General features: G+C 63.3%; 12 protein-coding genes and 1 riboswitch. Of the genes, 8 read left to right on the forward strand and 4 right to left on the reverse strand.

All coding sequences use genetic code 11. The features are described from left to right. Positions 1–20 precede the first annotated feature (20 nt). The 4 genes from AC2ETI_RS29835 to AC2ETI_RS29850 all read left to right on the forward strand — a co-directional run bounded on the left by AC2ETI_RS29835 (position 21) and on the right by AC2ETI_RS29850 (position 6684). On the forward strand, positions 21–656 hold the full coding sequence (locus tag AC2ETI_RS29835) for a helix-turn-helix domain-containing protein (RefSeq protein ID WP_020968310.1): 636 nt from the start codon (positions 21–23) through the stop codon (positions 654–656). Positions 657–789: 133 nt separating this feature from the next. Next, the gene (locus AC2ETI_RS29840) at positions 790–1635 is read left to right on the forward strand and encodes a carbon-nitrogen hydrolase family protein (RefSeq protein WP_256065486.1); all 846 of its coding nucleotides are present in this window, start codon (positions 790–792) and stop codon (positions 1633–1635) included. Continuing rightward, positions 1632–3320, forward strand: coding sequence for a flavin monoamine oxidase family protein (locus tag AC2ETI_RS29845; protein ID WP_428691449.1), 1689 nt, complete (start codon positions 1632–1634; stop codon positions 3318–3320). Before AC2ETI_RS29840 ends, AC2ETI_RS29845 begins: the two co-directional genes overlap by 4 nt. A 127-nt stretch (positions 3321–3447) precedes the next feature. Beyond that, entirely contained in the window at positions 3448–6684 is a 3237-nt protein-coding gene (locus AC2ETI_RS29850) for an NAD-glutamate dehydrogenase domain-containing protein (protein WP_483634808.1), read from the forward strand. On the opposite strand, the gene AC2ETI_RS29855 is transcribed toward AC2ETI_RS29850, so the two are convergent. Next, on the reverse strand, positions 6661–8178 hold the full coding sequence (locus AC2ETI_RS29855) for a PucR family transcriptional regulator (protein ID WP_019746725.1): 1518 nt from the start codon (positions 8176–8178) through the stop codon (positions 6661–6663). The two genes, AC2ETI_RS29850 and AC2ETI_RS29855, sit on opposite strands and share 24 nt — an antisense overlap. Before the next feature lie 128 nt (positions 8179–8306). On the opposite strand from AC2ETI_RS29855, the gene gabT reads away from it, so the two are divergent. Next, on the forward strand, positions 8307–9671 hold the full coding sequence (gene gabT, locus AC2ETI_RS29860; RefSeq protein WP_007727077.1) for a 4-aminobutyrate--2-oxoglutarate transaminase: 1365 nt from the start codon (positions 8307–8309) through the stop codon (positions 9669–9671). A 1-nt stretch (position 9672) separates the two neighbouring features. Next, on the forward strand, positions 9673–11118 hold the full coding sequence (locus AC2ETI_RS29865; RefSeq protein WP_020968315.1) for an NAD-dependent succinate-semialdehyde dehydrogenase: 1446 nt from the start codon (positions 9673–9675) through the stop codon (positions 11116–11118). A 52-nt stretch (positions 11119–11170) separates the two neighbouring features. Here AC2ETI_RS29865 and dszD read toward each other — a convergent pair whose 3' ends face one another. From dszD to AC2ETI_RS29880, 3 genes are all read right to left on the reverse strand, one after another. Beyond that, the gene (dszD, locus tag AC2ETI_RS29870) at positions 11171–11749 is read right to left on the reverse strand and encodes an NADH:FMN oxidoreductase DszD (RefSeq protein ID WP_003941189.1); all 579 of its coding nucleotides are present in this window, start codon (positions 11747–11749) and stop codon (positions 11171–11173) included. A 208-nt stretch (positions 11750–11957) separates the two neighbouring features. Further along, positions 11958–12431: a YbaK/EbsC family protein gene (locus AC2ETI_RS29875; RefSeq protein ID WP_400822835.1), complete on the reverse strand. Its 474-nt coding sequence runs from the start codon at positions 12429–12431 to the stop codon at positions 11958–11960. A 15-nt stretch (positions 12432–12446) separates the two neighbouring features. Continuing rightward, positions 12447–13550, reverse strand: coding sequence for a hypothetical protein (locus AC2ETI_RS29880; RefSeq protein ID WP_400822837.1), 1104 nt, complete (start codon positions 13548–13550; stop codon positions 12447–12449). Between the two features lie 126 nt (positions 13551–13676). Here AC2ETI_RS29880 and AC2ETI_RS29885 point away from each other — a divergent pair, with 126 nt between their 5' ends. Both AC2ETI_RS29885 and mgtA read left to right on the forward strand, forming a co-directional pair. Next, positions 13677–14261 carry a TetR/AcrR family transcriptional regulator gene (locus AC2ETI_RS29885; protein WP_029254386.1) on the forward strand — a complete coding sequence of 195 codons (585 nt, stop codon included), beginning with the start codon at positions 13677–13679 and terminating at the stop codon, positions 14259–14261. A 45-nt stretch (positions 14262–14306) separates the two neighbouring features. Beyond that, a riboswitch (M-box (ykoK) riboswitch) is annotated at positions 14307–14480 on the forward strand. A 347-nt stretch (positions 14481–14827) separates the two neighbouring features. Further along, positions 14828–17521 (forward strand): magnesium-translocating P-type ATPase, encoded by a 2694-nt coding sequence (mgtA, locus tag AC2ETI_RS29890; RefSeq protein ID WP_400822838.1) that lies wholly within the window; start codon positions 14828–14830, stop codon positions 17519–17521. Positions 17522–17525 lie beyond the last annotated feature (4 nt).

The following is a 17525-nucleotide window of genomic DNA, read 5'->3' on the forward strand; positions in this document are numbered from 1 at the left end:
GTCGTGAAGGAGTGGGTTCAGTGGCCAAGGCGAAGGAAGCGGTCGAGCCGGTCGGACCGCGCATCGGGGCGAGGCTCAAGGCGGCACGTCAATCGAAGCGGTTGACCCTCGACGACCTGGCCGAGGCCTGTGGTGTGACCAAGGGGTATCTCTCGAAACTCGAGCGCGATCACGTCAACGCGTCGGTGGCGACCCTGATCAAGGTGTGCGCGGTGCTCGAGATCCCCGTCGGATCCCTGTTCGAGAATGCGTCCGCCGGTGAAGTAGTCCGCGCCGACGCCATGCCGCAAATCAGCTTCGGCGGCGAAAAGATGACGGAGTACCTGCTCACGCCTACCAACGAGCGTCGAATTCAGGTGCTGCTCGGCGAGCTGGAACCAGGCGGCGGAAGTGGTCAGGAGTTCTACAGTCTGCCGATCGACGTGAACTTCGTGCACGTGCTGGAGGGCGGCTTGCGGGTCTCGTTCGAGGGCGGTCGGACGGATCCGAACGGTGAGGCCGTCGATGCCGAGGACGTCGTGCTTGCGGCGGGCGATTCCTTCACATTCACGCCGACGCACAACCATAGTTTTCAGGCCGAAGGCTCGGTTCTGGCGAAGGTTCTGTGGGTCTTGAATCCGGCATTGCCGGAAGGGCCACGCGCGTCGCCTTCGTGAGACCCGAATCTGTGAATGTTGATTCTTAGGAAACAAGAGTTGACATGATTGGCGGCACCCGTCACGCTGGTAGTTGTCCCCGTCACACACACCGTCGAAAATTGGCGTCACGGAACTCCTGAAGGAGCGCACCATGCATGTCGATTCAGTTCGAGTTGGCCTGTTCCAAGGTCCGCTCACCACCCCGGACACCTTTGCGTCGGTGGAGTTCAACCTCGCTGCAATCGACACCGCTGCCCGCGAGGCTGCGGCATCCGGTGCGAAGATCCTGCTGACGCCGGAGATGTCCGCAACCGGCTACGACATCGGCGAACTGGTGTCGCTGCGCGCGGAACCGGCCGACGGCCCTATCTTCGATTCCGTCGCCGAGATTGCTCGAAGTGCAGGCATCGCCGTCGTCTACGGCTACCCCGAACTCGACGGGGGAGACGTCTACAACAGCGTGCAGGTGGTGGACCGCGATGGCACTTCGCTTGCGCACTACCGCAAGACACACCTGTTCGGCACGCTCGACCGCGAACATTTCCGGCCAGGTGAGACCCTGGTGATCGGGTTCGACTTCGAGGGCATCCGCTGCGGATTGTTGATCTGCTACGACGTGGAATTTCCGGAAGCGGTTCGGGCCCATGCCGACGCCGGTACCGAATGGCTCATCGTGCCGACGGGGTTGATGACTCCGTACGAACACATTGCGCAGCAAGTGGTTCCGGCCCGCGCATACGAGAGTCAGATGTTTGTCACCTACGTCAATCGCTGTGGCGCCGAAACCGAGCTGACCTACTGCGGTCTCTCGTGCGCCATCGCACCCGACGGTGCCGAGTTGGCGCGGGCAGAGGGCGGCCAGGAATTGCTCTTCGCGGATATCGCCGCCGCCAGCGTCTCGCAATCGCGCACCCTCAACACGCATCTCGACGATCGACGCCTCGATCTGTATCCAGACCTTTCTGTCACGACTGTCTCCAAGGAGAACCGTAGATGACCATCCCAGTAGCTCCGGACAGTTCCTCGGAACCCGGCAAGCAGCCGCCCCTCACGATGTTCGGGCCGGATTTTCCGTTCCCGTACGACGACTACGTTTCCAGTCCGGCGGGACTCGGCTCGGTGCCCGATCTGGCACTGGGTACAGAAGTTGCCGTGATCGGTGGTGGACTCTCCGGCATGATCGCGGCCTACGAGTTGCTCAAGGTCGGTCTCAAACCGATTGTCTACGAAGCTGATCAGATCGGTGGCCGGATGCGGTCGGTCGAGTTCGACGGGCACCCCGGGGTTGTCGCCGAGATGGGCGCAATGCGTTTCCCACCGTCGTCGACGACGTTGTTCCACTACCTGAACGAACTGGGTCTGCAGACCGAGGAGTTCCCCAATCCCCTTGCCGAGGTCACGCCGAGCACGGTCATCGATCTCAAGGGTGAGAGCCACTACGCGCACACTCTCGAGGATCTGCCGCCGATCTACACCGAGGTGGCGCAGGCCTGGCAGCGCACTCTCGAAGAGCACGCCGATCTGATTCCGTTGCAGCAGGCCATTCGTGACCGCGACACCGCAGAGATCAAGCGGATCTGGAACGACCTCGTGGTGCGCTACGACGACCAGACGTTCTACGGATTCCTCGCCGCGTCGAAGCACTTCAAGTCCTTCCATATGCGGGAAGTGTTCGGGCAGGTCGGATTCGGTACGGGTGGTTGGGATACCGACTACCCCAACTCGATCCTCGAAATCCTTCGTGTGGTCATCACGGCCGCCGACGACGACCACCGCGGCATCGTGGGTGGATCGCAGCAACTGCCGATGCGGTTGTGGAACCGCGCCCCGGAGCACATGGCGCATTGGCCTGCCGGTACTACGGTCGCTTCGCTCAACGACGGCGAGACGCGTCCCCGCGTCACCGAACTCCGGCGTACCGAGCCCGGCAACATCACGGTGACGGACTCCGGAGGTTTCATTCGCACGTATGCGAGTGCCGTTGTGACAGTGCAGAGTTGGATGCTGCTGAACAACATCAGGTGTGACGACGATCTGTTCCCGATCGACCACTGGACTGCGATCGAGCGAACTCACTACATGGGTTCGACCAAGGTGTTCGTTCTCGTCGACCGCCCGTTCTGGAAGGACAAGGACCCCGTGACCGGCCGTGATTCGGTGTCGATGACACTGACCGACCGTATGAGTCGCGGCACCTACCTGCTCGATCAGGGCGAGGGCAAGCCAGGCCTGATCTGCTTGTCGTACACCTGGTCGGACGATTCGCTGAAGCTGCTGGCGCTCGACGCCACCGAGCGCATGAACATCATGCTGCGCTCTCTCGAAGAGATCTACCCAGGCGTGGACTTCCGCAGCCACATCATCTCGAGCCCGGTGACGCTGTCGTGGGAAACCGAGCGCGACTTCATGGGTGCGTTCAAGGCGAACCTTCCGGGGCACTACCGGTACCAGGAGCGCCTGTTCTCTCACTTCGTGCAGAATGATCTCGAACCGCGTCATCGGGGAATCTTCCTCGCCGGAGACGACGTGTCGTGGACTGCCGGCTGGGCCGAGGGCGCGATCCAGACCGCGATCAACGCGGTATGGGGCGTCGTCAACCATCTCGGCGGCGCTGCACCTACCGAGAATCCCGGACCCGGCGACGTGTTCGAGGAGCTCGCTCCGATCAGGTTGGGCGACTGAGCTCACCGCAACTGCCGAAATGTCGTGCCCGATGGGGGTTGGTACTCCTATCGGGCACGACCTCTTTCCGGTGATCCACGCAACACTGGAAAGTGTTCGGATCCAATAATTTCCAGGAGGGTGTTCAATGGCGAGCACATCATCGGCGACCAAGACCGCAGCTGCAGAATCGAGACCCGCGGGCGGTGATCGATCCGGTGACCCGGCGCTCGAACTGGTCGCCGAATTGGCAGCAGCGGGCCAGCGACTCGTCTTCCGTCAGGGCGACGACTTGAACAGCGACGACTTGAACAGCGACGACTTGACCAGCGATGCCCTGAACAGTGACGATCTGACCTGTGTGGTGCTGTGGCCGTCCGGAGAGCCCTCCCTCTCCGATCTGTGCGAGAACTTCGAGTCCCTCGGACTCCGAGTTTCGACGCACCGCCCGCTTCCGACCGTTCTGGGTTCGGCACACTACTTCACCTTCGAGCCGAGCACCTTCGACGGCAGTGCGCTCGAGAAGATGGCGGACGCCTTCGAAGCCGTCATCGCCGGACAGACCCGGATGGACGCATTCTCCAGTCTGATCGGACGAGCAGACATCACGTGGCGCGACGCAGAGTTGCTGCGCGCTGCGTGCCGTTTCCTCGCTCAGGCTCGTATCGGGTTGTCCGAGAGCTACATCGTCGGAGTGTTGGCAGCGAAGCCGCTCTTCGTACGGCAGGCAATCGAACTCTTCACCGCGCGTTTCGATCCCGCAGTAGCAGGTTCGCGTGAGACGGCCGTGGCCACCGCGGCGGCGGCCATCGACGAATCAGTCGACGGTGCAGACACTCTCGACGAGGATCGCGTCTTGCGCGGTGTGCGTTCATTCTTGCAGGCGACTCTGCGCACCAACTGGTACCTGCGCGGTGAGGCCGGCGAGCCGCTGCCGTACGCGTCGTTCAAGATCGACTCGCAGTTGCTCTCCACCCCGCAGAAGACAGTTCCTTTCCGCGAGATCTACGTCAGCGCACCCAATGTCGAAGGCGTGCATTTGCGTAGCTCCTCCGTCGCCCGTGGTGGCCTGCGTTGGTCGGATCGATACGAGGACTTCCGCACCGAGGCTCTGAGTCTGATGAAGACCCAGAGCGTGAAGAATTCGCCGATCGTTCCCTCGGGAGCCAAGGGTGCGTTCGTGGTTCGGGGCACGTCGTCACCGACCCCGGCGCAGGTGCAGGAGTCGTACAGCACCTTCATCCGCGGCTTGCTGGACGTGGTGGACAACATCGTCGACGGCGCAGCGGTGCGCCCGGCAGAAGTAATCGAGTACGACGGTGAAGACTCCTACCTCGTCGTGGCGGCGGACAAGGGGACCGCACGGTTCTCCGACGTCGCGAACGGCATCGCCGTCGAACGTGGTTTCTGGCTCGGCGACGCTTTTGCTTCCGGCGGTTCGGCCGGCTACGACCACAAGGCGATGGGCATCACCGCTCGCGGCGCCTGGGTAGCGGTTCGACGCCACTTCGCCGAGCGTGACCTCGACGTCGACACCGATCCGTTCACCGTCGCGGGCATCGGTGACATGTCCGGCGATGTGTTCGGTAACGGAATGTTGCTCTCGCACAAGATCCGTCTGGTCGCGGCATTCGACCACCGCCACATCTTCATCGACCCGAACCCCGACACCGAGACGACGTTTGCCGAACGCACTCGTCTCTTCACCGTGCCGCGCTCGTCCTGGGACGACTTCGACCGCACCGTGATGTCGCCTGGCGGTGGCGTCTGGCCACGTAGCGCGAAGTCGATCCGTCTTCCGCTCGAGGCGCGTCAGGTTCTCGGTATCACCGAGGAGAAGCTGACTCCGCAGGAACTGATCCGAGCGATCCTGTGCGCTCCAGTGGACCTGCTGTGGAACGGTGGCGTCGGCACCTACGTGAAGGCGTCGACCGAAAGCAACGTCGACGCGGCCGATCCGTCCAACGACGCAGTTCGCGTCAGCGCTGACGAGTTGCGTGCAACCGTGGTGGGTGAGGGCGGCAACCTGGGTTTCACCCAGCGTGCCCGCATCGAATATGCCGCTGGCGGAGGACGAATCAACGCCGACTTCATCGACAACGCGGCCGGCGTGGCTACCTCGGACCGTGAGGTCAACATCAAGATCGCACTCGCAGAGTTGGACGCGACCTCGCGCAATGAACTACTTGCGGCGGCCCAGGACGAGGTAGCCGCATCGGTACTCGAGGCCAGTGAAGATCAGACCCTCGCGATCAGCCTGGCCGAGCACCGCGCTCCCGCCCTACTCGATCAGCACGAACGGTTGATCGAGAACCTGGTCTCGGCGGGCGCGATGAAGCGCCTCGAAGAATCATTGCCGGACGCCAAGGCGCTGGCGGTCAGGGCGCGAGCCGGGCAGGGCCTACTCCGTCCGGAACTTGCTGTGCTGGTGGCGCAGTCGAAGAACGTGCTGACGGCGGAATTGGGGGCGTCGACCGTCCCGGACAATCAGATCTTCGCCGATCGTCTCCCGCAGTACTTCCCGCTCTCCGTCGTCGAGGCAGCACCGGACGCGGTCCGCGCACATCGGTTGGGCCGCGACATCATCATCACCTCGGTGGTCGACGAACTGGTCAACCGCGTCGGACCCGGCGTGCTGTTCCGGCTGGAGGAACACCTCGGAGTCCACAGTCCGGAAGCGGCTCTGGCCTACGCAGTGGTCAGCGAAGTGCTCGGCACCGAGGAACTTCGGCGCGAGATCTTGAACTCTGAGCTGCGCGCCACCGAGCAGTTGCAGGCTCTCGATCGCTTGCAGCAGTTGTTGGAATCCGAGATGAGCTGGGTGTTGCGTCGTCCGGGAGCAGCCGGCCGGTTCACCGTGAACCCGCGAGCCGACATCGATCGATGGGCCGCGCCGGTGCGGGCTCTCACCGAAGGGCTGTCGGCCAGCGACCGCATCGAGGCGTCTTTCGGGGCGCTCGCCCTGGCTGACATTGCGTTGCAGGAGAATACGACGGTTCAGGCCGCGGCTGCGATCTACCGGGAACTCTCCGACACCCTCGATCTGGGCGACGTTCTCGGGGGCGTCGACGTTGCCGTCGGTGCCTCGCATTGGGAGGTCATGGGCAGCGCTGCCGTCCACGCCAGGTTGACGGCGCGTTTCGCGGACCTCGTGTCCGGAGCGCTCGGAGAAGGTATTCCGGAGGTCGTCGAGTTGTGGACCGCCGCCAATCCGCAAGCGGTGCGCCGGTTCACGGCTTTGATGTCGAGCGTGAGCCGCAGTGGAGCGCTGGACACCGCCCGTCTCTGCACGGTCGACGCCGAACTCGAACTACTCGTTCGCGGTGCGTCCGGTTTCGCTTCGGTGCACGCCGCGGAGCGTTCAGCGACCCTCCCAGGCGAGTAGCGATAGCAGCAGTTCGGCTCTGACCCTGGCCTGTCCGAGGTCGCATTGCAGCAGTTCCTCGATGCGTGCGATGCGACCTCGGAGGGTGTGCCGATGAACACCGAGTTCGGCTGCGGCCGATTCCCATTGGCCGTTTGCCTCGAGATAGGCGCGCAAAGACGCGACCAGCGCGGTCCCGTGTGCCTGGTCGTGTTCCGTCAGCACCGGGATGGTGTCCGCAGCCATTGCGATCAGTGCCTCACGGGCAGGCTCGGATGCCAGAATCGTCGAACCACTCAGAGCGTCGAACTCGAGAATGCGGGCAGTGGCCGTCGTGAGATTGGCCGCGGCGCGGGCCTGGACGAGTGCGCGCGGTGCGTCCAGAAGACGGTGAGGGGTGCTGATTCCGGCCCGCACCGTCTTCGCCTCGGTGGGGGAGAGCTGCGCCAGTAGTGTTTTGGCAGTGTCGATTGTGTCGGTTCCGCGAAGGAGGACGGTCAGCGAACCGTCCTCGGATTGCGCGAACAACGGCCGGCCTGCTCGCGCGAGAGCGTTGTCGAGTTCGCGAAGAACAGGGCCGAGTCCGGATCCGCGAACGTGGACGACACGGACATTGCCGTGCGTATCGCTCGCTTCGTCCAAGTACGACGGCACACCGTCCTCGGGGATTCGGCCGTCGAGTAAGAGCCCGAAAGCCATGGCGTTGAGTCGAGTTCGCTCGGCCCGTAGTCGAACCGGTTTCTCGAGTTCGAGAGTGAGCAGCGAGACCGCATGCCCGAGCAACACTCTGTCGATATTGCTCAGGGGCCCGGCGCCCGCCATTGCGAGGTAGCCGTGCCAGCTGTCGGTGACGCCGACGGGGGACAGTGTCAGCGTCCGTTCGGGTGTGCTCTGCGAGATCGACGCCGGAGCGTTGGGATCGCGGGTGGTCGCCGCGACCGCGCGAACCTCGGTGATCAACGACTTCTGGTTTGCCGGATGCACCGCGGTGATCCGATCTCCGACAAACGCCACCGAAGTTTTTGTGGCCGTGGCCAGTTCACGCACGATGGCAGACACGCCTCCGCGCAGCGCAACGCGGGTGATGCGTGTCTGTACTTCTGCCGCGCGGAGTACCGATTCGTATTCCTGCTGGCTCAGACGGGTCATCACCGCGCGCGTGACCGCCGCGAACGGGGTCGTGAACGGCACTTCCAGCAGGGGGAGCCCGCGACTGCGGGCGGCGGCAATCAGGTCTGCGGGCACACTCTCGTGGGAAAGGCCGGTCCCGAAACCCAGAGCCGATACTTCTGCGGCGGCCAGACGGTCGATGTACTCGCTGTAGTCGGTGGCGTCCGCGCCCACCAGTGCCAGCCCGGTGGTGAGCACCAATTCGCCGCCGGAAAGCCACGGGGTGGGGTCCGTCAGCTCTGTGGCCTGCGCAAACGTGACGGGGTGGGTGGCGGCTGCTCGGTCGGTGAGCAGAGCCAGCGAGAGGTGTTTCTGGCGCAAGAGCCACGAGATCGGAACCGTCACCTGATCAAGGCTAGCTGTCGTTGCCGATATGGAGTAGCCCTGAAGCTTCGGGTATCCATTTCGGCAGTGCTTGCGATGCTTCGCGCGTCGCATACTCGAATGCAATACACAACCGAGAGGGTGGTCACATGAGTGCAATCGAATACCGGCTTCCGCAGGAGCGTCGCATCGTCACGGAGTTCCCGGGCCCGCGCTCGGCTGCGCTCGCCGAACGACGTAAGAAGGTCGTCGGCGCCGGCGTCGCATCCACCCTCCCGGTCTACGTCGCCGACGCAGACGGCGGAGTCATCGTCGACGTCGACGGCAACTCGCTGATCGACCTCGGCGCCGGTATCGCGGTGACCAGCGTCGGCGCTTCCAACCCGGCCGTCGTGTCCGCAGTTCAGGATCAGGTCGCGCACTTCACCCACACCTGTTTCATGGTCGCTCCGTACGAGGGCTACGTCGAGGTCGCCGAGCGTCTCGCCGAGCTCACCCCCGGTGACCACGAGAAGCGTTCCGTGCTGTTCAACTCCGGCGCAGAAGCCGTCGAGAACGCCGTCAAGATCGCCCGTCACGCAACCGGTCGCGACGCAGTCGTCGTCTTCGACCACGCGTACCACGGCCGCACCAACCTCACGATGGCACTGACCTCGAAGTCCATGCCGTACAAGAGCGGCTTCGGTCCGTTCGCCCCCGAGGTCTACCGCGTACCGATGTCCTACCCGTACCGCGAGGGCCTCAACGTCGACGGCTCCAAGATCACGGGTGAGCAGGCCGCACAGCGCGCCATCACGATGATCGAGAAGCAGGTCGGTGCTGCCAACACGGCCGCCATCCTCATCGAGCCCATTCAGGGCGAGGGCGGATTCATCGTTCCCGCAGAAGGATTCCTCCCGACGCTCGTCGCGTGGGCCAAGGAGAACGGCGTCGTCTTCATCGCCGACGAGGTTCAGGCAGGCTTCGCTCGTACCGGCGCCTGGTTCGCCAGTGATCACGAGGGCATCGTCCCCGACCTGGTCACTCTCGCCAAGGGCATCGCAGGCGGCATGCCGCTCGCCGCTGTCACGGGCCGCGCCGAGCTCATCGACGCCGTCCACCCCGGCGGCCTCGGTGGCACCTACGGCGGTAACCCCGTCGCCTGCGCCGCTGCATTGGCGTCCATCGACCAGATGCGCGAGCTCGACCTCTGTGGCCGCGCACGCACCATCGAGTCGACCGTCGTCGGCCGAATGAACGCACTGGCAAAGGAACTCGACGTCATCGGTGACGTTCGCGGTCGCGGCGCCATGCTCGCCATCGAGCTGGTCAAGCCCGGTGGGCAGGAGCCGGACGCCGATATCACCAAGAAGATCGCCGCCGAATGCCTCGCTGCCGGCGTCGTGATCCTCACCTGCGGTACCTACGGCAACGTCATCCGTCTGCTCCCGCCGCTGGTCATCTCCGAAGAGCTGCTCGACGACGCGTTGACCGTCCTCGAGACCGCTATTCGCACTGCAGCACAGGGGAACTGACATGTCCAACGTCTCGGATCTTCTCGACTCGGTACCCAAGGGTCTCTGGCTCGGCGGCAAGCTCGTCCCGGCCGAGAAGACCTTTGCGGTCTACAACCCGGCAACGGGTGAGGAACTCGCCCAGGTAGCCGACGCCACCGCTGCCGACGGTATCCGTGCGCTCGACCTCGCCGCTGCGGCGCAGGAAGACTGGGCGGCTACGCCGGCACGTGTACGCGGCGAGATCCTGCGCACCGCCTTCGAATTGCTGCACGCCCGCGCCGAGGACTTCGCGCTGATGATGACCCTGGAAATGGGTAAGTCGTTGGCAGAGAGCCGCGGTGAGGTCAACTACGGCGGCGAATTCCTGCGCTGGTTCAGCGAGGAAGCAGTACGCATCGGCGGACGTTTCACGCAGGCTCCGGCCGGCAACGGTCGCATCCTGGTCACCAAGGAAGCCGTCGGACCGGTCCTTGCGATCACCCCGTGGAACTTCCCGCTCGCCATGGGCACACGCAAGATCGGACCGGCGCTGGCTGCCGGTTGCACCATCATCGTCAAGCCCGCCGAGGACACGCCGCTGACCATGCAGCTCCTCGGTCAGGTGTTCGCCGATGCCGGTCTGCCCGACGGTGTGCTCTCGATCCTCCCGACGTCCGACGCGGCCTCCATCAGTGGACCGCTGATGGAAGATGCGCGTCTGCGCAAGGTCACCTTCACCGGCTCCACGGGCGTCGGAAAGCTGTTGGTGCGCAATGCCGCTGACAAGCTGCTCCGCACGTCGATGGAACTCGGTGGCAATGCGCCGTTCATCGTCTTCGACGACGCCGACATCGACGCAGCTGTCGACGGCGCAATGCTCGCGAAGATGCGTAACGGCGGCGAGGCCTGCACCGCGGCCAACCGCATCTACGTCGCCAACTCGGTGCGCGAGGAGTTCACCGACAAGTTCACCGCCAAGGTTGCGGCCTTGAAGGTGGGCGCCGGTGACGCCGAGGGCACCAACATCGGCCCGCTGATCAACACCAAGCAGCTCGCAACCGTCACCGGACTCGTCGACGACGCCGTGTCCAAGGGCGCTCGCGTTCGCACCGGTGGATCGGCGCCCGAAGGAGCCGGCTTCTTCTTCACCCCGACCGTTCTGGATCAGGTGCCCGCCGATGCGCGCCTGCTGAAGGAAGAGATCTTCGGACCCGTTGCGGCAGTGGTCGGTTTCGACACCGAAGACGAAGCGATCGCGGCTGCGAACAACACCGAGTACGGCCTCGTGGCGTACTTCTACACCCGCGACATCGACCGGGCGATGCGCGTCTCGGCCAAGCTGGACACCGGCATGGTCGGCGTCAATCGCGGCGCGATCTCCGATGCTGCGGCGCCGTTCGGTGGCGTGAAGGAATCGGGCTTCGGCCGTGAAGGCGGAACCGAGGGTATCGACGAGTATCTCGATACCAAGTACGTAGCGCTCTAACTTGCTGTGCGCCTTTATTAACCGCGGGCGGTTAATAAAGGCGCACAGTTGTCTATTGACCTAACGGAGTGGGGCGGTAGTACTTGCCCTCGTGGTAGAGCAGCGGTGCGGCAGCGGATTCGTCGTCCTCTTCGGCGTGAACCCGCGTGACGAGTCCGATGACCAGCGTGTGGTCGCCGACAGGGATCAACTGGTCGACCTTGACGCGCATCCAGCTGGGGGTGCCGTGCAGAACCGGCTCCCCGGTGTCGAGCACTGCCCACAGCGACTCGTCTGCAAAACGCTGATCGGCGCTACGCGCAAAGCGCTGGGCCAGATGTTGCTGATGTTCGCCGAGAAGGTGGATCACCAAGGACTCGGCTGCCTTGAGCGCATTGATGCTCGACGACGTCTCCGCGATGTTGAACGAGACGAGCGGCGGCTCGAGGGAGACGGACGAGAACGAGGTGGCGGTGAAACCCACCGGGCCGGTACCCGAATCGAGGGTCACGACGGTGACACCTGCGGGGTGGCGGCGAAGCGCTGCACGGTAGTCACCGGCGCAGATGCCGGTGGACAACTCGGGCGTCGCTGCTACTTCGGGGACGTCGGGGGTGGTGTGGCTGGAAACGGCATTCGGCTTGTCAGACAACGGGAACTCTCCGGCTGGAACTCGAGGTGTGCGGTGTGGTCGAGGTGACTGCGCTCGGCATACACAGACATGCGTCGGTGCGGCACAGATCTACGTGTCGTCGACGCCAGTGGTTACCGGCCGGGGTCCTGGTTGCAGTGCACATGGTGCGTCCAACTATAGGTGGACGCACGTCTGAGTGGGTTCGGACCGGGTTGGCTGAAGTGCGTCAGTCCATGTCGACGGCGAGGCCGGCCGTGATTCGAAGGAGTTCGGAGTACGTCGTGCGAAAGACCGTGTTCGGGTGCCCGGCAGCAGCCCACAATTCGGGGTACTGCTCGAGGGCTGTATCGATGTAGGTGGGCAGGTTGGTGGGATGCCCGAGCGGAGCGACCCCACCGATCGGCTGGCCCGTTGCCGACTTCGCCATTTCCAGCGGCGCCCGCGTGAGCTTGCCTTCGAGGCGTTCGCCGGTGGCTTTCAGATTGACCTGATGTGCGCCGGAGACCAGCAGTAGGATCGGATCGTCGTCGAGAAGGAACACGAGCGACTTGGTGATCGCGCCTACCTCCACCCCGACGGCCGCCGCTGCCTCGGCCGCGGTGTGCGTGGCTTCGGGCTGCGTGACGATGACGCCGTGGTGACCCCGTGAGATCAGTGTTTCGGCGACGTGCGAGGCGTTGGGGTGGAGGAGGCTCGTCATGAGTTCAGACTAGGACTAGTCGGCGTTCGCCACAGCTGGAGTCGGCGTCGTGTCGGTGGACTTTCGGTTGCGACGGATCGTAAAGCCGAACAGCATGACCGCACCGATCAGTGCGTACAGGAAAAGCGTCAGAGCAGGCTGGCCGACGCCGACGTTGTTAAAGTAGACGATGCTCCGCACGCCTTCGGTGCCGGCGCCAGGTGTGATCCATCGGCCGATGGCGGCATAGAACGAGGGAATCACGTTGGAGCCGAATGCGCCTCCCGCACTGGGATTGCCGAGAATCACGAAGACGGCGATAGCCAGCGGGACTGCCAGAACGCCGATGGCAGCGCGCAATCCGAGTGTGAACATGGCGGTGCCGAACACCACGGCTGTTCCCAGGATCCACAGCGGGAACCAGTGGCCCGCGAAAGTTCCGAGCACGTGTGAGGTGATGAGGGCGCCGAGGGCTCCCGAGATGATCGAGTAGACGGCGATCACGCCCGTGTGTGCGCTTGCCTGGCGGAGGGTCTTCGGCGCACCGATGAACAGTCCGATGGCTGCCGCAAGGAGATAGCCGCCGACGACCCAGCCGACCGAGAGGTAGAAGCCGGAGAGGCCGCGGTTGTCGTGCGCTCCGACGGGGATCTCGTCGCGGACGACGAACTGTCGGTCCTGCGTCGCCTCGACCTTCGTGAACACCGCTTCGAGTGATGTCGCGATGGAGCTGCCGCCCGCGCTCGCGGTGATCAGGGTGTCCGGTCCGGCCGGATTGATGACAAACGCGCCCTGGATCTCGCGGTCGTTGATCATGCGGCGAGCGGTCGCCGTGCTGTCGACCACCTGAGCGTCGAGCGGGCTGCCGTCGATGGCATTGAGTTTGTCGGCGATCTGCTGATCCATGCCGTCCGGTGTGCCCTGATCGGCGATGACCGCGATTTCGATGTCTCGCGGAGTCGGCTGATGGAAGGCGGCGACGTAGCTGAGGATGAAGCCCATCTGCAGCAGGAGCACGCCGACGAACAGCGCGGCCATCACCTTGGGTGCGCCGTATTTCACCAGCAGATTGTCGTGGTGGTGTTCGTCGTGGGTGGAGCTGTTGTCTGGTGCGGCGTGTGCCGGATGCGTAGTGGTCACGAAAGAGTCCTGATCTTGTCGAAAGTAAAGAGCTTGTCAATACCCGAGGTATTGAATACTCTAGGTATCGTGACTGAATCTCGTCAACCGGACTGGACGCCGGTAACCCGCCCCGGACGTGACGTGGTGCGGCAAAGACTGCTCGACGCTGCGGCGGAAGAGTTTGCGGAGCGCGGATTCAGTGCTGCACGTCTCACTGAAGTTGCTCGCCGAGCGGGCTTCACCAAGGGGGCTGTCTACTCCAACTTCGAGTCGAAACAGGATCTGTTCGCCGAACTGTTCGCGCAACGGTCTCTCGAACTGGCCGGCCGTGTGCTTGCCGAGATCGCCGGGATGAACCCGGCCGACGCGGCAGGCAAAGGTGGCGAGGCCATTGCAACGTGGATGGTCGACGACCCGGGGTGGTCACTGCTCGTCCTCGAATTCGGAGTGCTCGCCGGACGTGATCCGCAGATCGCTCAGGCGTACTTACGTGAGCGTCGCCACTTGCGCAGTCAACTCGTGGAGTTGATCGGTGAACGTGCCCGCGAATGGGGAGTGGACGATTCCTTCGATGTGCGGACCACTGCAATCTCGTTGATGGCCTTGATATCCGGGCTCGTTCTCGAGCACTCGGTGGATCCGGAAGAAGTTGATCAGAGCGTGATGGGTGCCGCCGTGACGGCACTCTTCGCCGGCGCCGTCGCACGGGCAGGATTGCCCGCCGTCTGAGTTGCTCGGTTGACAGGCAACAGATTTGAGAACTACCCTCTGGGTGCAGTACCTCGTTAGGTGAGGCTTCTGCACGAACACAGGCCACTGATCTCACGACGTCGAGAGACGCCCAAGGTTAGGACAGATCTCCCCGGCTTAAGGGGTGATCCAAAGTGGCTTCCCGGTCTTGATCGGGACACGTCGTGCAGTGCCAAAACTCGGACGTGGAGGTGTTTTCGCAGCTTGATGCCGGTTTCTTCCGGCGAAGGCGAGAGTACGTCGATATTCGGTTCTCCTGGCGTGTGCTGTGCGCATGTACTTTGTGTGGCGTCAACGGACGCCCCGAACTTTCAGGAGGTGACCATCGTGGACGACCCGCCGAGTCGATATTCGACCCATCCTTCTGTTCTTACCGACGGTGCTCACCCCGGCATTTTGCTCGTCAGTCTCTGACCTTCGCACCCTCGGTTTCATCTGCGCGGCTTTGTCGCGTCCGCTGACGACTTCCGTTGTCGTTCAGCGCATTCTGCTGCCCTCATGCACTGGCATGGTCCCGTGCGCGCTGGCAGTCGAGGAGATTCGTCATGTCATTTTCCGCTCTCGCATTGCGGCCACGGCCCACGAGAAACAGTGCACAACAAACACCTTCAACGGTCCTGGCAAAAGAAAGCGCACAGGAATTGGTCGACTACTCGGCCTCGGACACGCGCACCGTTCTCGCAGATCTGACTACGACGGCCAACGGCCTTCGTGACGATCAGATCGACGATCTTCGTCGGCGATACGGGCGCAACGATGTCCGCCACGACCGCCCGGCACCGGCGATCGTGCAGTTCGCGCAAGCTTTCAAGAATCCGTTCATCTTGATCCTGGTGTTCCTCGCCCTGATCATGGTCGGGACCGACGTGGTGTGGGCAGACCCGGAAGACGGTCCCTCCTACGAGGGCATCATCACCCTCGGGCTGATGATCTTTGTCAGTGTGTCCCTGAGGTTCTGGCAGGAATACCGTTCGACTCGGGCTGCCGAGGCACTCAAGGCCATGGTCACGACAACTGTCGCGGCCACCCGCAAGATCAACAACACCGTGGTCACGGCTGAGATTCCGATCGAGCAGCTACTGCCAGGTGATGTAGTCCAGCTTGCCGCCGGCGACATGATCCCGGCCGATGTCCGCATCATCCGGGCCAAGGATCTACAGGTCAATCAGTCAATGCTCAGCGGTGAGTCGATGCCGGCCGAGAAGTCGGCGGAACCGTCGACGGGGATCGACGTCGATCGGCTGCTCGAGGCCGAGAACATCGGGTTCATGGGTACTTCCGTCGTGTCGGGCAGCGGCACCGCCGTCGCGGTGCACACCGGCAAGCGGACTTACTTCGGAGCCATGACCGCACAATTGGCGTCCAAGCGACCCGAAACCAGCTTCGACGTCGGGGTGCGCAGTGTCAGCTACCTGCTGATCAAGTTCATGCTGATCATGGTTCCCGCGGTGTTCATCATCAACGGACTGACCAAGGACTGGAGCCAAGCACTACTCTTCGGCGTCGCCACCGCGGTTGGGTTGACCCCCGAAATGTTGCCGCTCATCGTGACTGCGAACCTGGCCAAGGGTGCGCTCCACATGTCGCGCAAGAAGGTGATCGTCAAGCAGATCAACGCGATTCAGAACTTCGGCGCCATGGACGTTCTGTGCACGGACAAGACCGGAACTCTCACCGAGGACCGCATCGTTCTCGGTGAGCATCTCGATACTGCCGGACATAAGTCCGAGGACGTATTGCGGCTAGCGGCAGTCAATTCCGTGAATCAGACCGGATTGCGCAGTCTTCTCGACGACGCGGTGATCGAGGCCGCCGGTCCCGAAGTGGTCGAGGAGATCTCGCGTCGGCACGGGTTGGTGGACGAGATTCCCTTCGACTTCAAGCGCCGTAGACTCTCCGTGGTGGTCGACCACGGCGACGCCGATCTGATCGTCACCAAAGGTGCAGTGGAAGAGCTCCTTTCGGTCTGTAAATCGGTGGAACTGGACGGGGTGACCCACCAATTGACGCCGGGATGGCTGGCCCGAGTCGACCGTCTGGTCGCGGAACTGAACGGTCAGGGCAAGCGAGTGCTTGCGGTGGCAACCAAGACAGTCGTCGAAGAGCAGCGCCGCGAGTACTCGACGGCCGACGAAGAGGGTATGACCCTGGTTGGACTGCTGGCCTTCCTCGACCCGCCGAAGGAATCTGCGGCCGGGGCGATCGAAGCCCTCGCGAGCCACGGAGTCGCGGTCAAGGTAGTGACGGGTGACAACGAATTGGTCGCCGAAACCGTCTGCGGCAAAGTCGGTATCGATGTCGGGACCGTGGTCTCCGGCGCCGAGATCGAAGCGTTGAACGACGACGCCCTCGACGAGTTGGTGCAGCGGACAAACGTCTTCGCGAAGACGGATCCGATGCAGAAGGCACGCATTGTCGAATCGCTGCGCCGGGTCGGCCACACGGTTGGTTTCCTTGGTGACGGTGTCAACGACGCACCCGCACTTCGGGCGGCGGACGTCGGCATCTCCGTCGACACAGCGGCGGACATCGCCCGCGAATCCGCGGACATCATCTTGCTGGAGAAGGACCTCGGCGTACTCGAACAAGGAGTCATCGAAGGGCGTCGTACTTTCGGAAACATCCAGAAGTACATCAAGATGACTGCGTCGTCGAACTTCGGGAACGTCTTCTCGGTGCTCGTCGCCAGTGCCTTGCTGCCGTTCATCCCCATGATTCCCGTAGTTCTGTTGTTGCAGAACCTGATCTACGATCTCTCGATGCTCACGATCCCGTGGGACCGCGTCGACGACGACTTCCTCGCGAAGCCCCGCAAGTGGGAGACCAAGAGCCTTCGCCGGTTCATGGTGTTCATCGGCCCGATCAGTTCGATCTTCGACATCTCGACCTTCGCGCTGATGTGGTTCGTGTTCGCTGCCAACTCTCCCGAGCATGCAGCGCTGTTCCAATCGGGTTGGTTCATCGAGTCATTGATCTCGCAGACGCTGATCGTTCACATGATCCGCACCCGCAAGATCCCATTCATCCAGTCGCGTGCTTCGCTTCCGGTACTGCTCAGCACGGGCGCCGCCTGCGTCTTCGCGCTGGTGTTCCCGTTCACGTCCTGGGGCCATTCCCTCGGGTTGGTTTCACTGCCGTGGAACTACTTCCCGTGGCTGGTCCTCACTCTCGCGGCTTACTGCGTCGTCACGCAGGTGGCCAAGGGAATGTTCATCCGTCGATTCGCGACCTGGCTCTAGGAGT

This window comes from Rhodococcus sp. MurmanLake-1, assembly GCF_056945715.1.